Genomic DNA, 18072 nt, shown 5'->3' with positions numbered 1-18072 from the left:
AGCTGCAAAGAGTATAATTATGCATAATCCTGCAGTTATGTTAAAGGCCCCGCCCTGAATGAGGCGCCTGGAAGTTATCAAATCAATTTATGAATAATAGAATATGAATTTATGTATCGTACAACAATTTTAAAATGGTGCCTGTTGCTGGGCTGTGTATATCAGGCCCGGGCACAGCGAATAATCATAGAAACCGATTATGAGCAGAAAGCCCCCGTGATATTTACCAACGACAACCCGGGAAAACATTTTTATTCCCGGTTTATGGATAACTCGGTTATTGTTTCTGACCGCGACAATAAGCTGGGGAAGCTGGATGTGCGGTCAAAAACCATGAAACGGTATGAAAATATCGAGGTGAGCCCGGGTACGGTTTCCTGGACACAAGACGGATTTATTTATTTCCTGGAAGATGACCGCAGGAATAAAACCGGGAAAGTGGTTTCCCTGGATGTCACCAGCGCTGCCAAAAAAGAAAGCTCCTCCGTCGGCGAGAATCCTCCCTTCCGGCTGAACGCCGCTACCTGGGAAAACGCCTCTTTCCTGTGGATGTTCGGTGGCGAGTATATTCACCCGGAAACCGGTGAATTTATCTTTCTGAATGACTTCTGGCAGCTGGATAAAAAAAGTAACCGGTGGACACTTTTACGTACCAGGCAAACGCCCGAACCCGGGAGCAGGGCCGTTACCTGGATGTATGAGAATACCCTGTATCTGTACGGAGGATATAACATAAATCCCTTTAAAGATATGTGGAAGTATAATCTGAAAGAGGCGCAATGGGAGAAAATGGAAATCAATGAAAAAGAACTGTCGCCCGGGTTAAGGTTAGATGCACATAGCTGGGTGAGTGACGGTGAGCTTTGGCTGTGGGGTGGGGAAAACTTTACCACTGATATTGAGCCGTTTTTCTGGATTTTTAACCTGGAGAAGCAGAAATGGAACCGGGTGTTTCCGAATAAGCTGATCAACCCGCGCGACTGCAATTCTGTTTTTTACGAAGAAGGTGTACTCTACCTTCAAATGCACACGGAGAAGAATAATGTACTTATTGCGAAAATCATTCCCTTAGAAAAAAAATGAGATCTTTCATTACTACACTCACCTTACTGTTTTGTTTAATCAATATATACGGACAGCAATATAACCATCAACCCAATTTTATTAACCCGTCGCCGCAGGCAGCATCTTTAGGCGTGTACGGAAATGTTAACGCTAGTTTATCTTCAGGGGCCGCTTCTACCTCTGTTCCGCTTTTCAGCCTGAAAGAGCAATCGCTGAATTTAGATATTTCCCTGGCTTACAATTATTCCGGGTATCGCCCGTCTGATCCGGGGGGCGTATTGGGAATAGGGTGGAACCTGCTGGCCGGGGGAGTAATTACTCGGAATATTAACGGGATGCCTGATGAACACCCCAGTGGCTTTATGAACGTGGGACAGTTATATTCATCAAATGGGCCTAGCAACCAGCTAATAAATGATTTGTCTTACGGTATTTATGATGGCAGCCCTGATCTATTTACGTTTAACTTTATGGGGTATTCCGGAACCTTTTTCTTCGGAAATGACGGCCAGATTCACCTGAAAGAAAAGAAGCCGTTTAAGATATTCTATGAGTCTTCCGGCACCAACCCGCCCGGGTACCCTTTCAGTATCCCCCACAAGCAATTGGCGAGGTTTATTGTTAAGACAGACGATGGCGTAACCTATGTTTTCCAGGATATAGAGCTAAGCAGGGTAACCGGAACCGGTGGAGCGGGTACAGATCATCCCAGTTCCAACCAGATCACCTCATGGTACCTGAGTAAGGTTATCGGCATCAACGGGGAGATTATCACTTTCAATTATATCCGGCGGGGTGGGGATGAGACCAATATTTCCGAAAGCATATCGGAAAAAAGAATTCTTAAAACACCTGAAATCCCCAATGCTATGCGGATAGTTCAAAACAAAACGTTTGAAGTGCACCTCAGCAGTATTGAAGGAAGCCTGTGGAATGTAAATTTTGAATATACAAGCAAACAGGGCCCGCCTCCTTCCGGATCGGGGACCCGTTATTTCAGGAGCCTGGACAGGATCATTCTGAGCGATAAAACATCAGAGCAAAAAAGATTTGAATTTACATACAGTAATGAAACACACCGCCATCTGCTAAAGAGTATTACTGAAAAAAGCGCAACCCAGTCGGCAAAACCGTATTTGTTTGATTACTATGATGAACTCTCTTTGTATCCTAAGAGCATCCGTTCCATTGACAAATGGGGGTATTATAATGGTAAGCCTAACTCCACCTCTATGATTGCTGAAATTGATGCCAACAGGAATCCTGATTTTACCTATGCCAGAACATTTGCGTTGAATAAAATAACGTATCCTACGGGCGGTACTTCAACGATCAGCTATGCCGCCAATACTTACAGCTATTTAAATGGGAATGCCTATGTGGAAAATGTTGAACAAACCCAGACCTATTTGTTCCAGTGGTCGTATGAGAATTCAAGCTGGCGTTTGCTGGAAAATACCAGCTTTTACCTGGCTCAATCTACAGAGGCTGTCATAGATGTTGCTTACACCCCTGTACCAGATCCGAAACCTCATCAATGTATGGAAGAGCACAAGGTTGTATGGCTGTCGGCAGGGTGGCATGACGCAAATGATTATGAATTTCCCACAGAACAATGCAGGAACATAGTTAAGAGCCAGACTTCCCGGATAGATTTTACGGTTAAGGTGAAAAAGATGGTTCCCCATGGATATGGCGGGACTCCTTTAACTGCAGGAGGAATACGGGTGAGCCAGATAATCAATAACCCTATAGATTCTCCGGAAGAAATAATATCCTATACTATTAACAATTTTCAGAGCCCTACAAATTCCAGTGGAAGTATTTTAAATCTTTCTCCTTCTTTTTTCGAATTATCGATTAATGGGTTTGCGGGAAAATATTATTCTTCAGAGCCTCTCAACCTGATGTCTCGGGCTCCTGTCATTTATAATAATATTACAGAGTTAAAAAATAGTGCAGTTTACAAAAGATATTATTTTTCGGCATTTGGGGGTGAAACACCAGGAGGGGTAGATAATTATGGATTTACAGTCCAGACCGGATTCACTATAAGTCAAGGGCAGCCGCAATTTTTTGGACCTGCAGATGATTTCAGCTTCCTGAGAGGGCTTCCTTTGAAAACCATTCATTTCAACAACCTTCCGGGTATCAAATCTCTTGTTGAAAAAAACCAATATGCTCTTCAATATGATTTAGAGACATCACCTACTGCATATAAAACGTATGCTTACCATAACGAACTTTTATGGTGGGAGAAAGTGAACAATGTAGATTATCCCATATATGCATTAAAGAAATATACTATCAGCTCGGTATGGCCGCGCCTTCAGAAAAGAACGGACTCCACCTTTACGCATACGGGTGAGTTCATGGCTGCCACCTCCACAGAGTACCTCTATGATAACCCGGTACACCAGCAGGTTACCCAAACCAAAACCTCTCTCAGTGACGGGAGCTACCGCAAAGTAGTTAATAAATACCCTAATGATTATACAGGTACTATTCACCCGGTATACCAGGCTATGATTGACAGCAACCGGGTAAATACGCGTATTGAAAGTCTTCAATACCTGGTCAGGCAGGGTCAGGCAGATCAGCTGTATGATGCTACCATCAGCACGTTTAAAACGGCCACGGGAAACAACCGGAAATCCAGCCTGATCGTGCCGTATAAGCTGTTCCGGATGGCCTCACCCGGTCCCGGTGCTTACTCCGCGGCCTCTAATTCTACGGCTCCGGCAGGGTACCGCGAAATACTTGATTATACGCATTATAATACGTATGGAAACCCGGAAGAAATTACCTGGCACGGTACCAGTACCCTGGCCCTGCTGTGGGGGTATAAAGGGCAGTTTGTAGTGGCACAGGCAAATAATGCTACCCGGAGCGATTTAAACACCGCTTTAAGCGGAATCGGACAAAGCTTTACCTCCATTTTTAATCTTACCAATGAAGCTACCCTCAGAAGCCACCTGAATAACCTGGCAACACAGCCGGCACTGAGCCCGGCAGCCCTTACTTTACAGACGTTTCACCCGGTATACGGCCTGGCTTCTTTGACTACTCCCGAAAAAAATACCGGGTATTTTGATTACGATAAGCTGGGCCGGCTGAGCTCTACCCGCAACATTTCAGGAAATCTCACGGGCCATTGGCGATACCGGTATTTTCAGCCGAATGGAACTAAAAACCATATCATAAGCTATGCGCCGCGGGTAGCTGCTACAGACACCAATGTGCTGAATAATTCAGGGAATGCCGTAATAGAGTATAATTACATAGGAGGCTTGGGGCAGGCCCTGCAAACGGTGGCAAAAGGGAATAGCCCTTTGAATAAAGATGTGATCACAAGTGCGGTTCAATATGACAACTACCGCAGGCCTTATAAACAGTTTTTAACGGCACCGGCATCTGCTTCTGCAGGAGCATACCAGTCTAACCCGGAAGCGCTTGCTGCTAATTTCTATGCCGATACAAGACCGTTTTCAGAAGTGACCAGCTATGATAATTCTTCTTTAAACCGGGAGATTGTTAAATACAATGCCGGGCAGAGCTGGTTTAGTAATACAAAAAGCATAAGAACGTATCCTGCGCCGGTATCATCTGATGTACGGCAGTACAAGACAGATGCCTCAGGTAATCTTACGTATACATTTTACCCGGCATTAAGCTTATCTAAAACACTGGTAACCGATGAACAGGAAAATGGAGAAACCCGGATACTGGATTCGGAAAACCGCCTGGTAGAGAGAAGAAATATCGGGCAGGATATTGTCACTTCTTATGTATACGATGAAGCCGGCCGGCTGAAAGCGGTCATTCAGCCGGAGGGATATGCCCTGAATGCCTCTATCACGTATAACAGTGAAAATTTCAGCCGGTATGTGTTTTTTTATGAGTATGACGGGAAAGGAAGGCTGATCCGGAAGCATGTACCGGGAGAAGGGTGGACGGAGATGGTATACGATAAAATTGACCGGGTAGTGATGCAACAAAATCCTCTTCAAAAAGTCAATAACAGATGGAGCTTTAAAGAATACGATGCTTTAGACAGAGAGGTGGCCACGGGAGAAACCGGGAACAACATTACCCGTGAAAGTGCCCAGGCTTTGTTTGATGCGCATACGGTTTACCACGAAACCTTAAGCGGTGACACCTATTACGGCCTCAGCTTCCCTTCAACGGTAAGGCCCGCCGCGAATCAGGCCTTTAAGTACAATTTTTATGATACGTATTCATTTGCGGGTACTGCTTTTGCATTTAACTCCAATGGCAGCTACCATACGCAGAAAACCCAGGTTAAAGGATTGCTCGCCGGGGTTAAAAAGCGCGATTCACGTGATAATTCGAAATGGTATACGGAAGTATTCTACTACGATGACCTGAACCGGCTTATACAAAAGCAGGCTACGCATCAGCTGAGTACCAGCGGAACCACGAATGTCATTATCCGGAATTACGAGTATAATTTTGCCGGTGAGGTAACCAGCGAGAACATCCGGTATCCGTTTACCACCGGAACCATAGAAGTTAAGAACAAATCGCAATATGACCATGCCGGCAGGATCACCCGCTCAGGTGTGGGCATCAATGCCGAGCCTTCAGATATTATACATTACGATTATGATGAGATCGGGCGTCTGAAGCAGAAGAAATATACAGGAGCAGGTACCACACCACCGGCAGACCCCTGCGATGTGCTGACTGACGGACTGGTGATGGGCACGTGGACGGTAACCGGCCACCCGCTGATTGCCCGCTACTTCCATAACAAATGGTGGCTGATACAAAAAATCGGCACCAGTCCCGAGAGGTTTGTGGTACGGGGCTCTGAAATGCTCAGCCGTTCAGATGTTACGCTGAATAATCCGGGCTATTCTTCCCTGGTCAATTGTTTTGAATGGAAGTACAGCGATTACGGCGGCCTGATGCCTCCGGCCACACCGTCGGTGTTTCCCGTACCTTCAGGGTATTCTTATGTATCGGAGAACAGTGAAGATTTTTTTGAGGCCAATTCAAGCGTTCCGTGTTCTACTCCTGCAGCTATTGTAGCCAGTGTGACGTCGCCGGCGGTTAATCAGCAGGTCACCTTAAGCACCAGCTGCAGCACGGGAAGCCCCAAATGGAGCACCAACGCCACTACGAACAGCATTACGGTGACGGCTACCGCCAGCCCGGTAACCTACTCTGTTACCTGCCAGGGGTCGTCCTGTACCACCAGTGCTTCGGTATCCATTACGGTTACGGGTGTGCCTTCGGGCCCCTGTGCTGTTCTGACCGACGGCCTGACGATGGGCACGTGGACGGTAACCAACCACCCGCTGATTGCCCGGTATTTCCATAACAAGTGGTGGCTGATACAAAGAATCGGCACGAGCCCGGAGAGGTTCATTGTAAGGGCGTCTGAAATGCTCGGCCGTTCGGATGTTACGCTGAATAATCCGGGCTATTCATCCCTGGTAAGCTGCTTTGAATGGCAGTACAGCGATTACGGCGGCCTGGTACCACCGGCCACGCCATCGGTGTTTGCAGTGCCATCGGGGTATTCGTATGTGTCAGAAAACGGCGAAGAATTCTTCCAGGCCAATTCAAGCGTTCCGTGTTCTACTCCTGCAGCTATTGTAGCCAGCGTGACGTCGCCGGCGGTTAATCAGCAGGTCACGTTAAGCACCAGCTGCAGCACGGGAAGCCCCAAATGGAGTACCAACGCCACTACGAACAGCATTACGGTGACGGCTACCGCCAGCCCGGTAACCTACTCTGTTACCTGCCAGGGGTCGTCCTGTACCACCAGCGCTTCGGTATCCATTACGGTTACGGGTGTGCCTTCGGGTCCCTGTGCTGTTCTGACCGACGGCCTGACGATGGGCACGTGGACGGTAACCAACCACCCGCTGATTGCCCGGTATTTCCATAACAAGTGGTGGCTGATACAAAGAATCGGCACGAGCCCGGAGAGGTTCATAGTAAGGGCGTCTGAAATGCTCAGCCGTTCGGATGTTACGCTGAATGATCCGGGCTATTCATCCCTGGTAAGCTGCTTTGAATGGCAGTACAGCGATTATGGCGGCCTGGTACCACCGGCTACGCCATCGGTGTTTGCGGTGCCACCGGGGTATTCGTACGTGTCAGAAAACGGTGAAGATTTCTTCCAGCAAAACCAGGGCGCAAGAATGGCAGCCGGGTTTACGGGGAATACGGAATGGACTGAAAGCGGCATCAAGCTATTCCCTAACCCGGCAGGTGACCGCTTTGATCTACGGGTCAGCTCAATTCAGGCTGTAAAAGATGTGCTATTAAGCATTACGGATATGAAGGGGAGGGTCATTTACTCGGGCAGGGTAGATCTCCGGCCCGGTGAAAATACATACCCGGTGAACAGCTCGTCATTCCCTGATGGTACCTACCTGGTCAGTTTGAACAAGGGGTTGTACAGTAAAAGTACCAAAGTGGTCATCATGCGATAAAACAACGGGCTACTATAAAACAGAATAACAATGAACACAAAACAGATTATATATATTACCCTGTTACTCCTTCAATGGGGAAGGTTATCAGCACAGGAACCGGAAAAGATTTCTGCCAGGAGTACTCCCGCAGATACGCTTAAACCGGGTAAGGGTGGGCCCTTAATGAACTCCACTGCAGAAACGTATATGCAGATCATTGATTACACATGGCATATCCGTGGCGGTCTTTTGGGCATTAACCTGAACGGCTCGGGGAGCCCGGTTCCCGACGGCACGGCGAAAGACCTGTTCAGCTATAAGCTGGAGTACGAAACGGCCGGGCAGTGGGGCGGCAATATCGGGAAGCAGTCGTGGAATCATGTGAACGGCACTACGCCTGTAGGGATAAGGAGCTATACATACACGTATGATACGCAGTCGCGGTTAAAGACGGCCACCTACAGCGGCATCGGCAGCGAGAACTACAGCATTCCGAATATCAATTACAGTAAAAACGGCAATATCACCCAGCTTCAGCGCAATGGGAAAACGGGCGGTTCTTTCGGGCTGATGGATAACCTGAGCTATACGTATTCAGGAAACCGCCTGACATCGGTCAATGATGGGGTGAGCGGCAATAACGAAGTAGACTTTGTGAAGCGGGGTAGCGGAGGGTATACGTATTATGCCAACGGAGCGCTGAAGAGTGACGAAAATGAACAGATCACCAATATTGTTTACAATACATATTTAAATTTACCGGAAGAAATTACGTTAAGTGGAGGAAGGTGGATCAAATATACGTATGACGGTGACGGGCAGCTCCTTAAAACCGAGTATAGTACAGGTGAATACTGGGAATATGTAGATGGGTCGGGCGGCGTTCCGCTTGTTTTTAGAAACGGTCAACCCTACCAGGTATCCGTTCCTGACGGAAGAGCGATCAATGAGTCGGGAGTGTGGAAGCTGGAATTTGATTACAAGGATCACCTGGGGAATACGCGGGTGAGTTTTAAGGAGGGCTCATCGGGTGTGGTACAGACGGCGAGAACGGATTTTGATCCCTGGGGTGTGCGGCTGAATGGTACGGGGATTGTGAATGCGTATCAGAACCGTTGGGAGTTGCAGGGTAAGGAGAAGGAGAGTACCTTTAACCTGAACAGGGTAGACTTTGGGGCCAGAGTGTATAATCCGACGATTGGGCGGTGGGATCGAAACGACCCTGCGGCTGAGCTGTATTACGGGTATTCGGGGTATAATTATGTGCTGAATAATCCTCTTTCGCTGACGGACCCTAACGGTATGTGGGTGAATGATGGAAACCGGGTGACAACCGATATCCCTGAGGAGATTGCAGCGTTTATGGATGGGGTTAGAGGGAACGGAGGAGATAAAGATAAGGACAAAAAGAAAACCGGTGTAACTAAATCTCTTGTAAGCCGAGAATCTATAGCGGAGATGAATGAAGAAATATTACGTTCAGCTCCTAAGCTAGAAGCATTAACGGGTTTTTGGGAGAAATTAAATTATTACATTAATGGGAGAAAAGAGGGTAATATTGTATATGACATAGAGGGCAATCCTGTAAAAGTAGATTATACAGTCATTGGTAGTCCTGATTTAATAGGAGGGGTAAAAGGAGCGGCGAGTTTACTTAAATTAGCTGCAGGAGCTGAGAGGGGAAAAGAATTATTTAACTTTAGTTCAAGGGCGGCTGAACACATGGCAAACCCTGGTAGATCGGTTCCTGTTCAAATTTTGGAACAAGCTATTAAAGATTCAGAAGGATTAGCAGACCCCAAAGGCTCTAGAGCTTTAATGCACACCATTGAAATGTTTAAAAATGGGAAGGCGTACAATCTTGAAGTTCTCTACGATAAAGCAACCAATTCGATTTGGCATTTTAAATACAGCCCGATAAAACCCTAACGAATATGTACGAAAAGAGTGATAAACGAAGATTGTATTGGCTTATTGACCAATATTTGTCAGGCAAGATTGATGAACCAACATTTTGCGATGAATTCTATTATTCATACGATTTAGAAATTAGTAATGAAACCCTTTCAGACGTAGAGCAGCAAACCTTTGCAGAATTAAGTAATGTATCCAGTAGGTTCTCCCAGTATGAGGAAGACCATAAATTAGATGCACGAGCTTTTTCTACTGTGCAAGAGTTGAAGCAAAAGATAATAGAAACGAAAAAGAAGTTACAAGAGCAAAGCCCGATTTCTCGTTTAGACAACTAATAAAAATGCATGGGGATGACATAATTAGTATGTCTATAAAAGTCCGGTACCGAGAGCCGGCCTCATTTCAATTAGCATAGCCGTCATTATGATAATTAAGGAGCTAAATAACTAGTGACACTTGGTTTACCAATTACGGAACTGTAAACGTTCTATGGGAAGATAAAAGACCAATCAGTTCTCCCTGATGTTTGATTGTGTGGATCCGATGTCGGAAAAAGGGTCGAACTCACGCTATATATTTTCATAGTAATAACTCCTTTTGCTGACGGATCCTAACGGTATGTGGGTGAATGATGGAAACCGGGTGACAACCGATATCCCTGAGGAGATTGCAGCGTTTATGGATGGGGTTAGAGGGAACGGAGGAGATAAAGATAAGGACAAGAAGAAAACCGGTGGTATTACTACCAGGACAGTGGCATCAGGGATGCCCGCCAATATAGCTTTTGGTATGGGTGTTTACGGAGGTTTACAACAAACGGGGCAATTTTTAGGTAGTTTAACTACAGCTGAGGGTTGGTCTGATTTGGGGCAAGGGTTTGTAAATATGATGCAAATGACAGCGCCAAATGCTCAAGGGACTTTTATGAGAGCTAATATGGGTATGGCTGTGGAGAATTATATAGAGGGTATTCCCGGCATGACTCTGGGAGAAATGGCATACGACATAGGATACGGAAGTGAAAAAGTTGGAGAAGCGGCAGCTATCCGAAATATATCAACGGGAGCTGGAGTTGGAATAGGGAATGTACGTGTACTTTCTAACACTACTTTGCGGGGGACAACGCTTTTCAAAACAGGTAAAAACTTTAGAATTGATCTTGACTTACGTAATGGACTACATTATCACAGGAGAGGGCCGGGAGGCATTGGACGACATCGTCCTTGGCAAACAAAACCGGGAGATAACGGTAATTTTGGAAAACGTTTCTAAATGGATATTTGTATGAAACTTTTTAAAGAAGAACTATTGACAATTTTGGAATCTACTCTAAGTTGGTCGGAAGACTTTGTGAAAGGTAAGAAAGATTATGATTTTGACATTGATACTCTTTTGAATGAACTAGCTTTTAAATATGGTATAAATTTTAGCAGAGGTTCTTTTAAGCTGATTTACAATTTACTTGATTTTTATACAGATGCTATTAAACATGAGTTTATAGATATTCAGGAAGGGTATTCGGTCAAGCAGGGTAGAGATGATATAAAAAAAATTATATTGTTAGTACGGGGTACTGAACAAACCTCACAAATTGAACTTCCAGAGGACTTAAGTATTAGATTAAAGCTTATTTAGACGCTCCCGCAAGATGCCCCATAGAACTAATCACATGATTAATAAACAATTACGCAGAAATTGTAGGGAAAAGCTACCTTCCGGTAGCTGAGGGGTACTACGGATATTCGGGTTATAATTATGTACTGAATAATCCTCTTTCCTAACGGTATGTGGGTGAATGATGGAAACCGGGTGACAACCGATATCCCTGAGGAGATTGCAGCGTTTATGGATGGGGTTAGAGGGCAAAAAGGTGGAGATGACGATGACAAGAAGAACAATCTGAATAAAATGCAGTCTTTACCAACCCATGACTGATGCTACCAAGCCAATTACGAGGTTAGATAAATTTGCTAAGTTCGGAAAGTTTGCGTCCTCTTTAGGAACTGGTCTATCGGTCATCTCCACGCTAACTGATGTTGTTGCATATAGTGAGGGGTCATTAAGTGGAACTCGTTTAGCTTATCGAAGCGTGGGGACTTTTGGCTCCATTAGCGTCGCCTCATCTTTTGGAGGCCCATATGGAGCATTGGTGAGTGTAGGTTTTACAGGATTAGAAAAAGCTTATGATGCTACAGAGCCTGTAAGAAAAGAAATAGTAAACAGCTACGGGCAGTTCAAAAGAACATTAACAAGTTCATGGGTGAAGTTTAAATAAAAATATGAATACTTACAGAGTTACAATAAATACTCATTTTAGATTTTTGCTAAGTACTTTGCTTTATGTGGTGATTCCTGTAATCATAGGAGTTCCTTTAATTTTGTATCTAAAACGAGGTTCTTTTGATATAGATATAGCATATTCTATTGGGGTTTGGGGAGTATTACTTCTCTTTATCCCCAAACTACTCATTCATTTAAATTACTACTTTGAAAACAAGAATATGGTAGTTTACTATGAAGAAGCCAAGAAGCAACTTAGGGTAGCAGACACAAAGAGAGATGTAACATTTACTATGCAGGACATTACGAAGGTAACAGAATACAAAACCTACCCTAAAGCCGAAAATCGAACTACATGGATGCCGTGGGATGATTACCATTACTCTTTAGTAGAACTTAGAAATGGGGAGAAATTTTACTTTACCAGCCTGATACTTCCTAATCTGGATTTACCCATTGACAAAAGTAAAATAACACTTAAAAAGCGGTTTTATCCGGCTATTTGGTAGGGCCTTTTAAAGAAAGTACCGGATTAATACAGGTTTATTCAATAAAAATGCTCTTCGAAGAGAGCGTTTTTATTGCATAGCTTTAAGCTTGACATTGTTTGGAAGTAATGTAGCGAAAGAAGCGGGAAATGCACATGAAGAAAATCCATTTACAGATTTATCGGGTAGAAGTTTTAAAAACCTTACGGATGCAGATCAAACAGTTGATTTATTAAACAATATTATTGGAAGAGGCATTGGTAGTGCTAATTCAGGCGCAAGTATGGACAACTTAGCAAATTTAGTTCTCGATGAATTTAGAAATAATGGTCTTTATACTGCAACAAAAGATAAAGATGGAAATTGGAATGTATCAAGAACCAGACTATCTTCTAAAAAATATGAGCAATTAAAAGAAATTTTCAAAGGACTTAATCGGAACGGAAGAACAGCGGCTGAGCAAGAAATTATAGATGATAAGGATGAAAAAGAAGCCCGAACTTGGGAAAGAGGCCCAAAATGGTAGAATTATGAAATATAGAAACATACTTATATTGAGTTTCGTAGTACTTTTCAATGCTTGTTCTAATCAAAATGATTTTGATAACATTTTAGCAAATGAATTTGAAAAATGTTCAGAACAAAGGGATGATTGTGTAGTCGATTTTTCAAAAATTATGAAGTTTGAATGGGATACGATGTATTATTTTTCGGGATCAAACTCATTAGAAGATATAAATAAGAGTTTAGGGTTTGATTTTAAACAGTTTACAGATATTGCAGATAGGGTAATTTTTCTCAACAGAGGGAAAGTTGTTTATCAAAAAGAATGGTTTTCTAATCCAAGCAAAGAATTACAAGGAGTTGTATTTGCTACTAATTTGAAAACTTTTAAGGTTGATAAATCCAATGCCAAATTTAAAATAGCAAAGCAAGGGAAAGCCTTTTATTTGGAAAAACTATAGAAAGTGCCTTTAAAATTAAATATAATTACTTATTGTGTTTAAAAAGGGCCAACCCTAGCAGGTCTCCGTTCCTGACGGAAGAGCGATCAATGAGTCGGGAGTGTGGAAGCTGGAATTTGATTACAAGGATCACCTGGGGAACGCGCGGGTGAGTTTTAAGGAGGGCCCAACGGGTGTGATTCAGACGGCCAGAACGGATTTTGATCCCTGGGGTGTGCGGCTGAATGGTACGGGTGTGGTGAACAGCTTCCAGAATAGGTGGGAGTTGCAGGGTAAGGAGAAGGAGAGTACCTTTAACCTGAACAGGGTAGACTTTGGGGCGAGGGCGTATAATCCGACCATCGGGCGCTTCGACCGGGTCGATCCACTGGCAGAAGAAAGATATTCTCTTACACCCTATAATTATAACAGCAATAACCCCGTTAATCGCATTGATCCTACAGGGGCTTTGGATGAACCAATTTACAAAAAGGCCTGGGATTGGATTAAAAGTGCTATTAGTGGATCAGATGCAAATAGGGCTACTCAATCGGTAGCAGCTTCTACATCACATACTTTGGTTAAATCTGAACAAGTTAGAAAGGAGTATGTTCAGAATGTTTCAAATATGGATAAGACGAACTCTCAAGGGAGAACGCAGGCAAAAATGGAAGCTAGAGAGAAAACACCTGCTGTTATGAGAGAGGTAGCAGAACGAATGAGACCTAGTTCGGGGGAAAGTTCTCGTGTAGGGGGAACTGCTAACAAAACGAATGCAGGAGTTAATTCTATGGTAGGCAAACTTGGAGTTGCAGGTAAGGCTGCGGGAGTGACCGCGGTTGGTTTCTCTGTATATAATGTGTCTGTTGCAGAAAATAAGCCTCAGGCTGTTGCAACAGAGGGAGGTGCATTATTGGGAGCTGTTGCCGGGGGCGAAATTGGGGCTCAAGCAGGAGCAGCTATTGGAGTTTGGTTTGGAGGGGCCGGGGCATTACCCGGTGCAGTTATTGGTGGTGTTTTAGGAAGTATTGGTGGTGGTATAATTGGAGCAAAAGCAGGAGAAAGCTCCTATAATATGGTTAAAACTAAAATAGAAGAAAAGCAATGAAACTACTAAGGAAGTTGTTTAGTAAAGGAGCCAATCCAATGGCAGCAAAGCTAGAAAAGTTAACTAATGAAAACTTAGTAGATATTTATTATTCTTTTGGTTTTGTTTTTACCGATGAAAACCTTTTGAAATTTAGGAAGAACTTAGATTCTAACTCCTTAGAAAAGGTTAGGAATGAGTTAGAATTTGATGTAATGCAGGATAATCTAGAGGTTTTTTTTGCTACAAATTCTAAAGGGAAGAAATGTATGTACTTGATTGTCGACTATTTTGAACCGTTACGAAAAGAAGTTCTTCTAGAGCAATTATGGATAAAAGAATTCCCAAATGTAAAAATGGAAAAAGTTAAATGAAATGTAAAACGCCCTCTCCGGAGGGCGTTTTTTATTGAATAGCTTTAAGTTTTACGTTATTAATCATAGCATCCAGGGCATAGAGTATATGCTGCTTATCCTGTTCAGAAAACCGGGCAATATCATTGAGTCGCTTCATCATGGAGGGGTCTTTTAAGAGTTCCCTGTCTTCGGTCTCACCGAGCAGATAGCCTACGGTGGTATCCAGCACATCGGCCAGTTTTTTGACCACCTCAATTGTGGGTTTTACTTCATCACGTTCATACTTGCCCATAATGGAATGCAAGATTTTTTTAAGTGCTCTAAGGTAAAATATCCTTTTCCAGGATGCCTAGGCTAAACCCTTCGGGCTGCCGGTAAAATAATCTCTCCCGAAGCTGAGTGAAACTAAAATACACTGCCCTTATTTTTTTTTCAACTGAACGCCGGCCGAATGAAAGGGAAAAAGTATCTTGAGCATACAGGCGTAAAGTTCTTTGGGTTAAGAGCCTGAAAAAGTGATTGGAGGGTTGCACAGACCCGAACAAGTGGGAGTTGCAAGGAAAGGAAAAAGAAATGACCTTTAACCTGAACAGGGTTAATTTTGGAGCAAGGGTGTATAATCCCACCATTGGGAGATGGGATTGGGTGGATCCATTGGCGGAGGAGTATTATTCCTATTCCACTTTTAGCTATACATTGAACAACCCAATTATTATGATAGATGCGGATGGAAATTATTTAGGAGATGGTGGGAAAGACGACGGGAAAGTGTATCAGTTAGAAAGTAAATACCGTGCAAGATTTGAAAACAAAAACGTTAATTAGGGTGGAACTTTAAGCGAAAAACATTATATTGAACTTCAAGCAAAATCTAATGATTTAGGTGTCGCAGAAGTACGAATGACATTTACCGGCGAAGCAAATTCTAAAACCCAAAACAAGCAGACGGGCAACTTACTATAATCCAAGTTGCAGGAGGTAAAGAATTTACAAGAGCACGTTTTGATGCTGTTGGAGGGCCTTGGGGCAATGGTTCGCCTGAAAGTGGAGATTATTTAGTAAATACATTACAGGATAGAAGTCCGTCCGGTTGGTATAACGAAGGAATGACAAAGGAAGGAGTCGGATTTAGTTTAAATCTTGCCCCTAAATTTAAAAACAGGAAGAACTCTACTTCGTATTCACCCAGACGGAGGAAAGTACTTTGGAACACAGGGTTGTATAGGTTTGACTTGCGGTAAAACGGGATTAATTAATTTCAGAGATATGGCCCAAAATGCTTTATCAAGACAAAAAAATGTGCCCTTAAATGTTAATATTCTAAACAATCCTAACAATAATGGATATGGCAAAAAAATTAAATCTAATGGTGAGTAATGTACTAATCATTTGCCTTTGTCTTTTCTGCGGGTGTAAAGGCGATAATAACAAAAGCAAGAGTGTTGAAAATGTGGGAGGAGTAATCCATACAAATACGTTTGTTCCTGATAGTTCAATAAACAGAAAATTGCTGTTGAACAATGACCGCTCTTTGCAAGAATTTTATCAAAATGTAAACACATTAAAATTAATTGAATTTGTAAGAGAAAGCCCAATAATTGCGTTTTGTAATATGTCAAAAAGTGAATACTTGTTTGCATACCAATATGAAGGAAACACAGCCAATGAGTTTAGCTGTTTTGAAGTTGGATATTTTGATAAAAAAATAGAATCCTATTCACAGAGCAATTACAAAGAATTTGCAACTGAAAGCGGTTTACGCTTGGGCTTATCATTGGTGGACGTTGAAAGGATAAAAGGAAAGGACTATACAAAACAGGGCAATAAGATAATCTATCAAATCAGTGACCCTAACTCTGCCTTTTTGCGTAATTATAATATGCCTGAATACTTTTTAGAGTGTGATTTGCAACAAAACAAAGTTATTAAAATAAAATTTGGGTTTGTAAATCCATAAAAATGCAAGGGGCGATCCAAAAATGAGTTGCTCTTATTTTTAAAGTATCCTAGAAATACAGCACTTAGCAAACGCAGAGTAGTTCGTTTGTGGGCAGTAACTTTGACCCGTGAGGTGCGCGTTTAAATGGTACAGGAAGTGTGAACAGCTTCGAGAACCTGTTTGAGTTGCAAGGGAAGGAAAAGGAAATGACCTTTAACCTGAACAGGGTAGACTTTGGGGCCAGAGTGTATAATCCGACGATTGGGAGGTGGGACCGAAACGACCCTGCAGGTGAGCTGTATTATGGATATTCGGGGTATAATTATGTACTGAATAATCCTCTTTCGCTGACGGACCCTAACGGTATGTGGGTGAATGAGGGAAACCGGGTAACAACGGATATCCCTGAGGAGATTGCAGCGTTTATGGATGGGGTTAGAGGGCAAAAAGGTGGAGATGACGATGACAAGAAGAAGAACAATCTGAATAAAATGCAGTCTTTACCTATTGGTGATATAGGAACTGGTTTAGGTTTTGCTGGTGAGGTTTTCTGGGCGTTGGGAGAAAATAAGAGTGCTGACCTCTATAAGGAGGGTTTCAGAAGGGGTATAGAAGGGAACTATAAACTTACAGGACGAAACTTCTCACTTTTTGGAAACCAACCAATGACTGAAGCGAGTAAGCCGCTAACGAATCTAACAAAAATAGGTAAACTTGGGAAAAATGCGTCTAATGTAGGTACTATGCTTTCTGTTGGATCATTATTGGCTTTTGATATTCCATCGTATAATGAAGGCTCAATAAGTGCATCTAGGTTAGGTTACAGAGTGTTAAGTACAGGAAGTTCGTGGTTAGTAGCTTCGTACGTGAGTGGTCCTTATGGAGCATTATTAGGAGCTGGCCTTACCGGACTAGAAAAGGTTTATGACGGGACAAAACCAACGAGAAAAGAAATAAGGAATAGTTATGATCAATTTAAAAGAACCTTAACGAGCTCATGGCTTAACTTCAAGTAAATATGGAAATTTATAAAATTAAAGCACAAACTCATTATCGTTTTTTGAAGAGCATTTTACTATATATAGTGCTCACAGCAGTAGGGATGCCTATTATTAGCTATTTTAGAAAAGGTTATGTTGACTGGGAGGCATCTATGACCGGAGGATTATGGGGACTTGTTTTACTCGTTACTCCTGCTGCTCTTATGCATTTTAACTATTATTCTACCAACAAAAATATGGTGGTATATTACGAAGAATCGAAAAAGCAATTACGAGTAAGCGACAAAGATCGTGACGTAACTTTTACCATGTCAGATATAGAGTCTGTAAAGGATTTTAAGACCTACCCTAAAGCAGAAAACCGGACCACATGGTTTCCGTGGGATGAATATCATTATTCATTGGTAGAATTGAAAAACGGGGAGAAATTTTACTTTACCAGCCTGATACTTCCTAATCTGGATTTACCCATTGACAAAAGTAAAATAACACTTAAAAAGCGGTTTTATCCGGCTATTTGGTAGGGCCTTTTAAAGAAAGTACCGG

Annotated in this window: 17 protein-coding genes; 16 read left to right on the top strand and 1 reads right to left on the bottom strand. The window is 42.9% G+C overall.

The features are described 5' to 3' along the window. The first annotated feature begins 111 nt into the window (after positions 1–111). The 12 genes from AB2U10_RS14125 (at position 112) to AB2U10_RS14070 (ending at position 14604) form a co-directional block, all read left to right on the top strand. The gene (locus tag AB2U10_RS14125) at positions 112–1083 is read left to right on the top strand and encodes a Kelch repeat-containing protein (RefSeq protein WP_367916089.1); all 972 of its coding nucleotides are present in this window, start codon (positions 112–114) and stop codon (positions 1081–1083) included. Further along, positions 1080–7535, top strand: coding sequence for a DUF6443 domain-containing protein (locus AB2U10_RS14120; RefSeq protein WP_367916090.1), 6456 nt, complete (start codon positions 1080–1082; stop codon positions 7533–7535). Before AB2U10_RS14125 ends, AB2U10_RS14120 begins: the two co-directional genes overlap by 4 nt. A 30-nt stretch (positions 7536–7565) precedes the next feature. Next, positions 7566–9446, top strand: a complete 1881-nt coding sequence (locus AB2U10_RS14115; protein WP_367916091.1) for an RHS repeat domain-containing protein — start codon at positions 7566–7568, stop codon at positions 9444–9446. 5 nt (positions 9447–9451) lie between these two features. Further along, positions 9452–9766, top strand: a complete 315-nt coding sequence (locus AB2U10_RS14110; RefSeq protein WP_367916092.1) for a hypothetical protein — start codon at positions 9452–9454, stop codon at positions 9764–9766. Positions 9767–10028: 262 nt separating this feature from the next. Further along, on the top strand, positions 10029–10703 hold the full coding sequence (locus AB2U10_RS14105) for a hypothetical protein (protein ID WP_367916093.1): 675 nt from the start codon (positions 10029–10031) through the stop codon (positions 10701–10703). Between the two features lie 12 nt (positions 10704–10715). Further along, a complete protein-coding gene (locus tag AB2U10_RS14100) occupies positions 10716–11066 on the top strand; it encodes a hypothetical protein (protein WP_367916094.1) in 351 nt (116 codons plus the stop codon). Between the two features lie 292 nt (positions 11067–11358). Further along, the gene (locus AB2U10_RS14095) at positions 11359–11706 is read left to right on the top strand and encodes a hypothetical protein (RefSeq protein WP_367916095.1); all 348 of its coding nucleotides are present in this window, start codon (positions 11359–11361) and stop codon (positions 11704–11706) included. 4 nt (positions 11707–11710) lie between these two features. Beyond that, entirely contained in the window at positions 11711–12220 is a 510-nt protein-coding gene (locus AB2U10_RS14090) for a PH domain-containing protein (RefSeq protein WP_367916096.1), read from the top strand. 94 nt (positions 12221–12314) lie between these two features. After that, a complete protein-coding gene (locus AB2U10_RS14085) occupies positions 12315–12725 on the top strand; it encodes a hypothetical protein (RefSeq protein WP_367916097.1) in 411 nt (136 codons plus the stop codon). Further along, positions 12682–13164, top strand: coding sequence for a hypothetical protein (locus AB2U10_RS14080; RefSeq protein ID WP_367916098.1), 483 nt, complete (start codon positions 12682–12684; stop codon positions 13162–13164). Before AB2U10_RS14085 ends, AB2U10_RS14080 begins: the two co-directional genes overlap by 44 nt. A gap of 100 nt (positions 13165–13264) precedes the next feature. Further along, positions 13265–14251 carry an RHS repeat domain-containing protein gene (locus tag AB2U10_RS14075; protein WP_367916099.1) on the top strand — a complete coding sequence of 329 codons (987 nt, stop codon included), beginning with the start codon at positions 13265–13267 and terminating at the stop codon, positions 14249–14251. Beyond that, positions 14248–14604 (top strand): hypothetical protein, encoded by a 357-nt coding sequence (locus AB2U10_RS14070; RefSeq protein WP_367916100.1) that lies wholly within the window; start codon positions 14248–14250, stop codon positions 14602–14604. Before AB2U10_RS14075 ends, AB2U10_RS14070 begins: the two co-directional genes overlap by 4 nt. A 31-nt stretch (positions 14605–14635) precedes the next feature. On the opposite strand, the gene AB2U10_RS14065 is transcribed toward AB2U10_RS14070, so the two are convergent. Further along, positions 14636–14878, bottom strand: coding sequence for a helix-turn-helix domain-containing protein (locus AB2U10_RS14065; protein WP_367916101.1), 243 nt, complete (start codon positions 14876–14878; stop codon positions 14636–14638). 227 nt (positions 14879–15105) lie between these two features. Between AB2U10_RS14065 and AB2U10_RS14060 the strand changes: the two genes are divergently transcribed. The 4 genes from AB2U10_RS14060 (at position 15106) to AB2U10_RS14045 (ending at position 18050) form a co-directional block, all read left to right on the top strand. Continuing rightward, entirely contained in the window at positions 15106–15411 is a 306-nt protein-coding gene (locus AB2U10_RS14060; protein WP_367916102.1) for an RHS repeat-associated core domain-containing protein, read from the top strand. 520 nt (positions 15412–15931) lie between these two features. Beyond that, positions 15932–16543, top strand: coding sequence for a hypothetical protein (locus tag AB2U10_RS14055; protein ID WP_367916104.1), 612 nt, complete (start codon positions 15932–15934; stop codon positions 16541–16543). Positions 16544–16683: 140 nt separating this feature from the next. Continuing rightward, entirely contained in the window at positions 16684–17541 is an 858-nt protein-coding gene (locus tag AB2U10_RS14050) for an RHS repeat-associated core domain-containing protein (RefSeq protein WP_367916105.1), read from the top strand. 2 nt (positions 17542–17543) lie between these two features. Further along, positions 17544–18050 (top strand): PH domain-containing protein, encoded by a 507-nt coding sequence (locus tag AB2U10_RS14045; protein ID WP_367916106.1) that lies wholly within the window; start codon positions 17544–17546, stop codon positions 18048–18050. Positions 18051–18072 lie beyond the last annotated feature (22 nt).

It is taken from the genome of Leadbetterella sp. DM7 (assembly GCF_040829825.2).
Classification (GTDB): Bacteria; Bacteroidota; Bacteroidia; order Cytophagales; family Spirosomataceae; genus Leadbetterella.
This window is presented reverse-complemented; position numbering and strand designations above follow the sequence as displayed.

Excerpts from the sequence above, each read along its gene's own strand:
- AB2U10_RS14125 (WP_367916089.1), top strand. The coding sequence starts at position 112 with ATGTATCGTACAACAATTTTAAAATGGTGCCTGTTGCTGGGCTGTGTA.
- AB2U10_RS14120 (WP_367916090.1), top strand. The coding sequence starts at position 1,080 with ATGAGATCTTTCATTACTACACTCACCTTACTGTTTTGTTTAATCAAT.
- AB2U10_RS14115 (WP_367916091.1), top strand. The coding sequence starts at position 7,566 with ATGAACACAAAACAGATTATATATATTACCCTGTTACTCCTTCAATGG.
- AB2U10_RS14110 (WP_367916092.1), top strand. The coding sequence starts at position 9,452 with ATGTACGAAAAGAGTGATAAACGAAGATTGTATTGGCTTATTGACCAA.
- AB2U10_RS14100 (WP_367916094.1), top strand. The coding sequence starts at position 10,716 with ATGAAACTTTTTAAAGAAGAACTATTGACAATTTTGGAATCTACTCTA.
- AB2U10_RS14095 (WP_367916095.1), top strand. The coding sequence starts at position 11,359 with ATGACTGATGCTACCAAGCCAATTACGAGGTTAGATAAATTTGCTAAG.
- AB2U10_RS14090 (WP_367916096.1), top strand. The coding sequence starts at position 11,711 with ATGAATACTTACAGAGTTACAATAAATACTCATTTTAGATTTTTGCTA.
- AB2U10_RS14080 (WP_367916098.1), top strand. The coding sequence starts at position 12,682 with ATGAAAAAGAAGCCCGAACTTGGGAAAGAGGCCCAAAATGGTAGAATT.
- AB2U10_RS14070 (WP_367916100.1), top strand. The coding sequence starts at position 14,248 with ATGAAACTACTAAGGAAGTTGTTTAGTAAAGGAGCCAATCCAATGGCA.
- AB2U10_RS14065 (WP_367916101.1), bottom strand. The coding sequence starts at position 14,878 with ATGGGCAAGTATGAACGTGATGAAGTAAAACCCACAATTGAGGTGGTC.
- AB2U10_RS14055 (WP_367916104.1), top strand. The coding sequence starts at position 15,932 with ATGGCAAAAAAATTAAATCTAATGGTGAGTAATGTACTAATCATTTGC.
- AB2U10_RS14045 (WP_367916106.1), top strand. The coding sequence starts at position 17,544 with ATGGAAATTTATAAAATTAAAGCACAAACTCATTATCGTTTTTTGAAG.